Below are 9875 nucleotides of genomic sequence, written 5' to 3'. Positions count from 1 at the left end.
GCAGCGGCGGCTCGACGGGCGTGATGAACGCATGCTCGGCGGCATACGCGTAACCGATCGCATGCGGCACCGTCGCGATCAGATCGGTGCGGCTCAGGATGAACGGCAGGCTCATGAAGTGCGGCGTTTCCAGCACCGCGCGGCGATGCAGCCGCGGTTTCGCGAGGTATTTCTCGAGTATTTCCTGGCTGCGTCCCTCGGCACGCACGACCGCGTGTCCGCAGGCGAGGAACTGCTCGACGGTAAACGGCCGCGCCTCTTCGAGCGGGTGGCCGCGGCGCATCAGGCAGACGAAGCGGTGCGTGAACAGCCGCTGCTGGAAGAAGTTGTTGCCGTCGAGATCGGGGAAGTAGCCGACCGCGAGATCGATGCTGCCCGCTTCGAGGGCGCGTCCGACTTCGTCGTGCTGCAGCGAGACCGAGCGCAGGTTGACATGCGGCGCGCGCGTCGAGAATGTCTGCAGCAATCTCGGCAGGAACACGATTTCGCCGACGTCCGACAGCGCGATCGAGAACGTATGCGTACTCACCGCCGGATCGAAGTCGTGCGGCGCGACGAGGCCGCGTTCGATCTGCGCGAGCGCGTCGCGCGCGGCGGGCAGGAGCGCCAGTGCGCGCGGCGTCGGCTCCATCCCGCGCGATGTGCGCACGAACAGCGGATCGCCGAAATAGTCGCGCAGACGCCCGAGTGCGGCGCTCACGCGCGGCTGGCTCACGCCGAGCCGGTCGCCTGCGCGGCTGACGTTGCGTGTTTCGTCAAGGGCGACGAGATAGGGAATCAGGTTCAGATCGAGCGCATCCATTGCCACACCAGTATTCGCGAAACGTATACAACTTATCTCCTGAATCGCGTTGCCGCATAGTCGGAAAAGCGCTGAAATGCATTCCACTACTCGAATCAAGGTTCAGCTTTGCGCGGGATCAGTGCGTGAGGCATGGGGCCGGGTGCGATGCACGGAACCCGAGTCGGCGCGCAAACGCTGACGCCGGTCGACAGCACAGCCCCGGCCGATAGGAGACACTCAATGCGTACCCAGGTTGCGATCATCGGCGCCGGTCCGTCCGGCCTTCTGCTGTCCCATCTGCTGCGCCTGCAAGGCGTCGACACCGTCCTCGTCGAAGCCCGGTCGCGCGCGTATTGCGAGAACCGGATCCGCGCCGGCGTGCTGGAACAGGGCACGGTCGATACCCTGAACGCGGCCGGCCTCGGCGACCGGATGCGCCGCGAAGGGCTCGAGCATCGCGGCATCGAACTGCTGTTCGCGGGCCAGCGTCACCGTATCGATCTGAGCGGGCTCACCGGCGGCCGGGCGATCACCGTGTACAGCCAGCACGAAGTGGTGCGCGACCTGATTGCGGCCGGCGATGCGCACGGACACGCGATGCATTTCGAGGTGAGCGACGTCGCGCTGCACGACGTGGACGGCGAGCATCCATTCGTCACCTTCACGCATGCGGACGGCCGCCCCGACCGCATCGACTGCGACTATATCGCCGGCTGCGACGGTTTCCACGGCATTGCGCGGCAGACCATTCCGGCGGAGCGCCTGCGCACGTTCGAGCGCGTCTATCCCTTTGCGTGGCTTGGCATCCTCGCCGATGCGCCGCCGTCGCTCGACGAACTGGTTTACGCGCATCACGAACGCGGCTTCGCGCTGTTCTCGATGCGTTCGCCGAGCGTGACGCGCCTGTACCTGCAATGCAAGCCGGACGAAAACCTCGACGACTGGCCGGACACGCGCATCTGGGACGAGCTGCACACGCGTTTTTCGAACGACGCCGGCTGGACGCCGGCGGAGGGCCGCATCACGCAGAAGAGCGTGACGCCGATGCGCAGCTTCGTCTCGGAGACGATGCAGTACGGCCGGCTGTTCCTCGCCGGCGACGCGGCGCACATCGTGCCGCCGACGGGCGCGAAAGGCATGAACCTCGCCGTGGCTGACGTCCGCGTGCTGGCCCGCGCACTCGGCGCGCGCTACCGCGACGGCACCGTCGCGCTGCTGGACGCCTATTCAGCGACGTGTGCCGAGCGTGTGTGGCGCGCGGAGCATTTCTCGTACTTCATGACGAACATGCTGCATGCGTCCCCGGACGAGACGCCGTTCGTCAATCGCCTGAAGCTCGCGGAGCTCAAGTACACGACACGCTCGCGGGCCGCTGCGCAGGCGCTTGCCGAGAACTACGTCGGACTGCCGTTCGATGACGAGACCGACAGCCAGGCATCCCGCCTTGACAACGCGTTGTGCGCGACTCTATGATCGGCCAATCGTTCGCTAATCGAATCTAGGTTCGAATATCGAACAAATCCGGGTTCGGACGCGAGCCCGGTGCGGCACGCGACTTGCGCGTGTTTCCTCGACAGGCCGCGCATCAGGCCGCGGGTTCGTATCAGGAAGAGACATGGTCAACAAGATTTTCGATTCGTTTCAGTCGGCGGTCGCCGACGTTCACGACGGCGCGACGATCATGATCGGCGGCTTCGGCACGGCCGGCATGCCGTCCGAGCTGATCGACGCGCTGATCGAGCAGGGTTCGCGCGACCTGACGATCGTCAACAACAACGCGGGCAATGGCGAGACCGGTCTCGCCGCGCTCCTGAAGGCAAAGCGGGTGCGCAAGATCATCTGTTCGTTTCCGCGCCAGAGCGACTCGCAGGTGTTCGACGCGCTGTACCGGGCGGGCGAGATCGAGCTCGAACTGGTGCCGCAAGGCAATCTCGCGGAGCGTATCCGTGCGGCGGGCGCAGTCATCGGCGGCTTCTTCACGCCGACCGGCTACGGCACGAAGCTCGCCGAAGGCAAGGAAACCCGCGTGATCGACGGCAAGCACTACGTGTTCGAAACGCCGATCCACGCCGATTTCGCGCTCGTGAAGGCTCATAAGGGCGATCGCTGGGGCAACCTCGTCTATCGCAAGACCGCGCGCAACTTCGGGCCGATCATGGCCAGCGCCGCCAAGGTGTCGATCGTGCAGGTGTCGGAAGTCGTGCCGCTCGGCGGACTGAATCCGGAGCACATCGTGACGCCGGGCATCTTCGTGCAGCGCATCGTCGAAGTGCCGCAGGCCACGCGCGCGGCTGAACTGGCAGCGGAATGCGCTACGGACCAGATTGCTTGAGTATTCGGGCTTCGCACGATATCCGAGTGCGAAGCGTTGGATCGGAGCGGGTGCCGATGCACTCACTCGGGCCGACCGCCGTGGGGCTGGAGTAAACGCTGAAGCGCTAACTCCAGCCAACCACGCCATGGGACCCGAGTAAGTGCTGAAGCACTCACTCGGGTCGACAGGAGAACCCAAATGAAACGACTGACCCGCGATGAAATGGCCAAGCGTGTCGCGCAAGACATCCCCGAAGGCGCGTACGTGAACCTCGGCATTGGCGTGCCGACACTGGTGGCAAACCACCTCGACCCCAGCAAGGAAATCTTCCTGCACAGCGAGAACGGCCTGCTCGGCATGGGCCCGGCGCCCGCGCCCGGCGAAGAGGACGACGAGCTGATCAACGCCGGCAAGCAGCACGTCACGCTGCTGACGGGCGGCGCGTATTTCCATCACGCGGATTCGTTCGCGATGATGCGCGGCGGCCATCTCGACTACTGCGTGCTCGGCGCGTTCCAGGTCTCCTCGACCGGCGACCTCGCGAACTGGCACACCGGCGCACCGGATGCGATTCCGGCGGTCGGCGGCGCGATGGATCTCGCGATCGGCGCAAAGCAGGTGTTCGTGATGATGGAGCACCTGACGAAACAGGGCGAAAGCAAGATCGTCGCGCAATGCTCGTATCCGGTGACGGGCGTGCAGTGCGTGAGCCGCATTTATACGGATCTTGCCGTGCTCGATGTGACGAGCGACGGCCTCGCGGTGCGCGAGATTTTCACCGATCTGTCGTTCGACGCATTGCAGGCGCTGACTGGCGTGCCGCTGATCGACGCGACGGAAAAAGCCGAGGCATGAGCCGGGCGCCGGCATGCGCACCCGCCCATGCCGGCCCGCTTCGTTGGACAATAAGCGTTCGCCGTTTCCCATCCTGACGCCATGCTCGAAGACAGCGCCCGCCTCACTTCCCTCATCTGCGGCACCGAGTCGCTCAACCGGATCTGGTCGCCTCGCGCGACCGTCCAGCGCATGCTCGACGTCGAGGCGGCACTCGCGCGTGCGCTCGCCGGACAGCACGTGATTCCGTCCACGGCAGTCGCGCCGATCGCGCGTGCATGCGATGCCGGCAAGCTCGACATCGATGCCCTCGCACGCGACGCCGCACTCGGCGGCAATCTCGCGATTCCGCTCGTCAGGCAACTGACCGCGTGTGTGAAGGAAGACGATCCCGATGCCGCGAAAGTCGTGCATTGGGGCGCGACGAGCCAGGACATCATCGATACCGCGACCGTGCTGCAGCTGCGCGACACCCTCGACGCGATCGAACCGATGCTCGATGCGGCCTGCGCCTCGCTGGCCGGGCTCGCCCGTGCGCATCGCGCAACCCCGATGATCGGCCGGACCTGGCTGCAGCAGGCGCTGCCGATCACGCTCGGCCTGAAGTTCGCGCAATGGCTGGACGCGCTGCTGCGTCACCGTGCGCGCCTGGCCGAGTTGCGCGAACGCGCGCTGGTCCTGCAGTTCGGCGGCGCGGCGGGCACGCTCGCGAGCCTGGGCGAGCGCGCATCCGGCGTCGCGGCGGCGCTCGCCGGCGATCTGAATCTTCCGCTGCCCGCCGTACCGTGGCACACGCAGCGCGACCGCATCGCCGAGGCGGCAGCGTGCTTCGGTATGCTGACCGGCACGCTCGGCAAGATCGCGCGGGACGTATCGCTGCAGATGCAGACCGAAGTCGGCGAACTGGGCGAGCCGGCCGCAGCAGGCAAGGGCGGCTCGTCGACGATGCCGCACAAGCGCAACCCGGTCGGGTGCGCCGCCGTGCTGACGGCGGCGGTGCGCGCGCCGGGCCTCGTCGCGACCGTCTTCGCAGGCATGGTGCAGGAGCACGAGCGTGCGCTCGGCGGCTGGCAGGCCGAGTGGGACGCGCTGCCCGACCTCGCGCGGCTCACGGGCGGCGCGCTTGCGCAGATCGCGCAGATCGTCGCGGTCCTCGACGTGAATACCGATCGGCTTGCCGCCAATCTCGACCTGACGCGCGGCCTGATACTCGGCGAAGCCGTGATGCTCGCGCTCGGCGACAAGATCGGCCGGCTCGATGCGCATCACCTCGTCGAGCAGGCGTCGAAGGAAGCGGTGCGCAGCGGCGCGGCGCTGTTCGACGTGCTCGCCGCCGATCCGGCCGTGACGGCGCATCTGTCGCCCAACGCGCTGGCGCGTTTGCTCGACCCCGCACATTATGTCGGCGAGGCGCAGGCCTCCGTCGATGCCGTACTCGCGCTCCACGCGAGCCAGACCCAAGGAGACTTCTGATGCCTTTCGCCATCGTCAACGGCGTGAAACTGCATTACCGGATCGACCGCGCAGTGCGCAGCGACGCGCCGTGGCTCGTCTTTTCGAATTCGCTCGGCGCCGATCTGCAGATGTGGGCGTCGCAGATCCGTCCGGTCACGCAGCACTTCAACGTCCTGCGCTACGACACGCGCGGCCACGGCCATTCCGACGCGCCGGCCGGCTCGTACACGATCGACCAGCTCGCGGGCGACGTGATCGACCTGATGGACCACGTCGGCATCGCACGCGCCCATTTCTGCGGTATTTCGATGGGCGGCCTGACCGGCGCGGCGCTTGCGGCGCGCTACCCGTCGCGCATCGTGCGAGCCGTGCTCGCGAATACGGCTGCGAAGATCGGCTCGCCGGAAATCTGGGGGCCGCGTGCGCAGAAGGCGCGCACCGAAGGCATGGCCGGGCTCGCCGATGCGGTGCTGCCACGCTGGTTCACGAATGCGTTCGTCGAGCGTGAGCCGCGCCTGCTCGATGCAATCCGCGACACGTTCGTGCATATCGACCAGAATGGCTACGCGGCGAACTGCGACGCGCTGAACGCTGCCGACCTGCGGGAGGAAGTGAAGCAGATCGCGCTGCCGGTCCTCGTCGTGACCGGCACGCACGACCTGTCGACGCCGCCCGACCAGGGCCGCGCGCTGGCCGCCGCGATCCCCGGCGCGCGTCATGTCGAATTCGACGTGGCGCATATCTCGAACATCGAGTGCGCCGATGATTTCAACCGCGCGCTGCTCGAATTCCTGATCGCCTGAGGAACCTGCGATGGACGACCAGCAACGTTACGAAGCGGGGATGACGGTGCGTCGCGCGGTGCTTGGCGATGCGCACGTCGATCGGTCGATCGAGAACCGCACGGAGGTGACCGAGGAATTCCAGAATCTGATCACGAGCTATGCGTGGGGCGAGATCTTGACGCGGGACGGCCTGCCGCGCCATACACGCAGCCTGTTGACGATCGCGATGATGGTTGCGCTCAATCGCGGCGAGGAGCTGGCGCTGCATTTGCGCGCGGCGCGCAACAACGGGGTGACCCGCGACGAGATCAAGGAAGTGCTGCTGCAGACCGCGATCTATTGCGGCGTGCCGGCGGCGAACTCGGCATTCCACCTCGCGGACAGCATCTTCAGCGAGCAGGACGCAGCAGGCTGACGTCCGGCTGGCTGCCATGACGGCGGCTCGCCTCGGCGGGCCGTCGATGACACATGCGCCGACCCTGCATCGGCGCGCGGCGCATCGTCCCGGATGCGCGACTGAATGACGTGCGCGGCCCGTGTGCCGCGTCGCAAATAAAACAGCTTTGCATCGGATCGGACCACGCGCGCGCGAAGTCCGACCGACAGGAGACAAACCATGAATCGCGCAGCGGTCGTCAACATACAGACCTTCATCAACGAGCAGCCGTTCGGTGGCTTTCAGCGGCTGATTTTCTGCCTGTGTTTCGCGATCGTCCTGCTGGACGGTTTCGATACCGCGGCAATCGGCTTCATTGCGCCGTCCTTGCTCACCGAATGGCATCTGACCAAGCCTGATCTCGCGCCGGTATTGAGCGCCGCGCTCTTCGGCCTCGCGTGTGGCGCGCTCGTATCCGGTCCGCTCTCCGATCGCCTCGGACGCCGTGCACTGCTGCTCGGTTCGGTGTTTCTGTTCGGCGTTGCCTGTCTCGTATCGGCGTTTTCGTCGAGCATCGGGCAGCTGACGGTCCTGCGCTTCATTACCGGCGTCGGCCTGGGCGCTGCGATGCCGAATGCCGTGACGATGATGGGCGAGTTCTCGCCGGATCGCCGTCGCGCGACCGTGATCAACCTGATGTTCTGCGGGTTCCCGCTCGGCGCGGCATTCGGCGGCTTCCTCGCCGCGTGGATGATTCCGCATTTCGGCTGGCGCAGCGTGCTGATGCTGGGCGGTGCGGCGCCATTGCTGCTCGGCGCTGTCTTGCTGGCCAGGATGCCGGAGTCGGTGCGTTTCATGGTTTCCAGCGGACAGTCCGCCGAGCGGATTCGCGCGACCCTTTCGCGCATTTCGCGCGACGCGATGGATGCCGCTTCGTTCGTGATGACGGAAACCGCTCCGCAGACGGGGAGCACCGGCCTCGGCGTCGTGCTGTCGCGGTCGTATATCGTGGGTTCCGTGATGCTGTGGATCGCCTACTTCATGGGACTCGTGATCTTTTACGCATCGATCAACTGGATGCCGATTCTGCTGAAGGACGCCGGTCTCACCCCGAAGAGCGCGACGCTCGTCTCGGCGCTGTTCCCGTTGGGCGGAGTGGGCGCCGTGCTGTGCGGTGTGCTGATGGACCGCTTCAATGCGAATCGGGTGATCGCGGTGTGCTATGCGCTGACGGCCGTCAGCGTGTATGCGATCGGACAGGCGGCCGGCAATGTCGGGATGCTCGTGCTGGTCGTGTTCGTGGCGGGCGTGCTGATGAACACCGCACAGTCGTCGATGCCCGCGCTTGCGGCCGCGTTCTATCCGACCGAAGGGCGCGGCACGGGCGTCGCGTGGATGCTCGGTATCGGCCGCTTCGGCGGGATTGCCGGATCGTTTCTCGTCGCCGAACTGACGCGCCGCCACTTCACGTTCGCGGGTGTGTTCGCGACGATCGCCGTGGCCGGCGTGCTCTCCTGTGCGGCATTGCTGATCAAGCAGACGGCGCGGCCGCATGAACGCGCATCGGCGCCGGGCAACGCGGAGCCGGTCGGACACTGACAGGCCCGCCGCCGTCGAGTCGTGCCGCCGCATGCAGGCTCGGCGGCGCCGATGACTGCGTTCGTCGCCGCGCCGGGCGTGACGCAACGCGTAGACGGATGCGCGCGACCCGGCGGCGAACGCCGTCCGCGTCCGGAAATCGACGAAACGCAGGGCGCGCGTCGCTATTCTTCCGCGTCGTGCTGTTTGACGAACTGGCGCAGGTACGCGCGCAGTGCCGCTTCCCGGCTGCGGTGATCGGCGACGTTCGGCGAACCCATGTCCTCTTCCTCGCCGAACAGCGTCGGCGGCGCGCCATACCTGCCGACCTCGATGTCTTCGCGGAATATCCGGATGTCGTGCGTCAGTTGATGGTATTCGGCAATCCAGTGCATGCCTTCGATGTGTTCGCCAGCCCTCAGCATCGGCTTCATCGGCATTCTCCCGACAAGGGCGGCTCGGCCTGCCAACCGGTTTCGCGCGCCCGGGATAAAAGCCTACGCCTGTGCGCCGCGAATCTCAACGGGCGCCGGTCATCGCGGCAGCAGGTGCCCGACAAGAGGATAAAGGGACAGGATAAGCAGTGCCGCCATCGTGACGTTGAACAGCCGCAGTGCGCGCGGATTCGACAGAAAACGTCGCAGCCCGAGACCGAACGCCGCCCACAGGCTGATGCACGGCAGGCCGATCAGCATGAACAGAACCGCCATCCACGCGGCATTCATGCCGTAATCGGCGGACAGACGGATCGTCGTCGCGGCGGTCAGCACCATCATCCACGCCTTCGGATTGATCCACTGGAACGCGGCGGCTTCGATGAATGTCATCGGACGCGGCTTGCCGCCGTTTGCCTGCACCTCGCCGGACGTGCCGATCCGCCACGCGAGATACAGCAGATAGGCGACGCTGGCGGCCTCGAGGAGCGTGTACAGCAGCGGGATCCGCTTGAACACGGCGCCGAGACCGAAGCCGACCGACAGCATCAGGATGGCGACACCGATGCTGATGCCGAACAGATGCGGCATCGTGCGCCGGAAACCGAAATTGACGCCGGACGCGAGCAGCATGGTGTTGTTCGGGCCGGGCGTGATCGTGGTCACGAGCGCGAACAGCATGCCGGCGGGCAGGGCGCTCAGGGGGATGAACTCCATGACACATTCTCCATCGATAGGGCTGGCGATGGAGTCAGTGTAGCGACGGTTGACGGTACAGTACCGATACAGTTTGTCTGCCGGTTTCCGGTACGGGGTGGGGGATCGATCGGCGGTTGTGTTCGGTTGTAGGTTTGCAAAAAAGGTGACCTTTTTTGCAGTATTTGAACAAAGCTATCAACTTTTAATATTCTATAGCAATCTAATTGCAGCGCCGATTGGACTGTCACGGATATTCGGACACGAGTCAGCGACACCGCGGCACTTGGCTAGGTGTCGGTGGCCCTTCGCCGTGAACGGGATGGCAGGTGGATGTTGCGACTCCACCATTCATCCGACGCGATATCGGCGGTGAGTAGCAGAGCGAATGTCCAGCAGGGTCCCGAGAGCGTTCCCACTACTCAATTACCTGAGTTGATCTGCAGTTGTCGTTGAACCCCCGCAAACGACGACGAGCACCTGATCGAATTCCTCCAATACCTGTGCTTGTCCGTAAATTGTCGCCAACGCAGCACCGCAAGCGGGCTCCACCAAGATGCGATGGTCGTCTAGAAAGCGCCTGCAAGCGTTCAGCGCATCATGGTCGCTGACAACAATG

11 protein-coding genes are annotated in these 9875 nt (G+C 65.5%); 7 read left to right on the top strand and 4 right to left on the bottom strand.

Annotated elements, in window-relative coordinates; genetic code table 11:
* Positions 1-802 (bottom strand): LysR family transcriptional regulator (locus tag KH616_RS15570; RefSeq protein WP_292247788.1); only part of this gene is annotated, 802 nt, incomplete at its 3' end.
* Positions 803-1024: 222 nt separating this feature from the next.
* Between KH616_RS15570 and pobA the strand changes: the two genes are divergently transcribed.
* The 7 genes from pobA to KH616_RS15535 all read left to right on the top strand — a co-directional run bounded on the left by pobA (position 1025) and on the right by KH616_RS15535 (position 8147).
* Positions 1025-2257, top strand: coding sequence for a 4-hydroxybenzoate 3-monooxygenase (pobA, locus tag KH616_RS15565; protein ID WP_292247785.1), 1233 nt, complete (start codon positions 1025-1027; stop codon positions 2255-2257).
* A gap of 142 nt (positions 2258-2399) precedes the next feature.
* Positions 2400-3116 carry a 3-oxoacid CoA-transferase subunit A gene (locus KH616_RS15560; protein WP_292247783.1) on the top strand — a complete coding sequence of 239 codons (717 nt, stop codon included), beginning with the start codon at positions 2400-2402 and terminating at the stop codon, positions 3114-3116.
* Between the two features lie 180 nt (positions 3117-3296).
* Positions 3297-3953: a CoA transferase subunit B gene (locus KH616_RS15555; protein ID WP_292247780.1), complete on the top strand. Its 657-nt coding sequence runs from the start codon at positions 3297-3299 to the stop codon at positions 3951-3953.
* An 81-nt stretch (positions 3954-4034) separates the two neighbouring features.
* Entirely contained in the window at positions 4035-5405 is a 1371-nt protein-coding gene (locus tag KH616_RS15550) for a 3-carboxy-cis,cis-muconate cycloisomerase (RefSeq protein ID WP_292247777.1), read from the top strand.
* Positions 5405-6190 (top strand): 3-oxoadipate enol-lactonase, encoded by a 786-nt coding sequence (gene pcaD, locus KH616_RS15545; RefSeq protein ID WP_292247775.1) that lies wholly within the window; start codon positions 5405-5407, stop codon positions 6188-6190. Before KH616_RS15550 ends, pcaD begins: the two co-directional genes overlap by 1 nt.
* Before the next feature lie 10 nt (positions 6191-6200).
* Complete coding sequence (pcaC, locus tag KH616_RS15540; RefSeq protein ID WP_292247772.1) at positions 6201-6587, top strand: 4-carboxymuconolactone decarboxylase; 387 nt, start codon at positions 6201-6203, stop codon at positions 6585-6587.
* A 201-nt stretch (positions 6588-6788) separates the two neighbouring features.
* A complete protein-coding gene (locus tag KH616_RS15535; protein WP_292247769.1) occupies positions 6789-8147 on the top strand; it encodes an MFS transporter in 1359 nt (452 codons plus the stop codon).
* A 164-nt stretch (positions 8148-8311) separates the two neighbouring features.
* Here the strand turns inward: KH616_RS15535 and KH616_RS15530 are convergent, their stop codons facing one another.
* The 3 genes from KH616_RS15530 to KH616_RS15520 form a co-directional block, all read right to left on the bottom strand.
* On the bottom strand, positions 8312-8560 hold the full coding sequence (locus KH616_RS15530; RefSeq protein WP_292247766.1) for a hypothetical protein: 249 nt from the start codon (positions 8558-8560) through the stop codon (positions 8312-8314).
* Positions 8561-8659: 99 nt separating this feature from the next.
* Positions 8660-9277 carry a LysE family translocator gene (locus KH616_RS15525; RefSeq protein ID WP_292247763.1) on the bottom strand — a complete coding sequence of 206 codons (618 nt, stop codon included), beginning with the start codon at positions 9275-9277 and terminating at the stop codon, positions 8660-8662.
* Positions 9278-9682: 405 nt separating this feature from the next.
* On the bottom strand, positions 9683-9875 hold a 193-nt coding region (locus KH616_RS15520; protein WP_292247760.1), incomplete at its 5' end, for a pyridoxal-phosphate dependent enzyme.

The sequence above is a fragment of the Burkholderia sp. genome, assembly GCF_018375725.1.
Taxonomy (GTDB): domain Bacteria; phylum Pseudomonadota; class Gammaproteobacteria; order Burkholderiales; family Burkholderiaceae; genus Burkholderia.
Note: the sequence above shows the minus strand (reverse complement) of the source record. Positions and strands in the feature narration are given on the sequence as shown.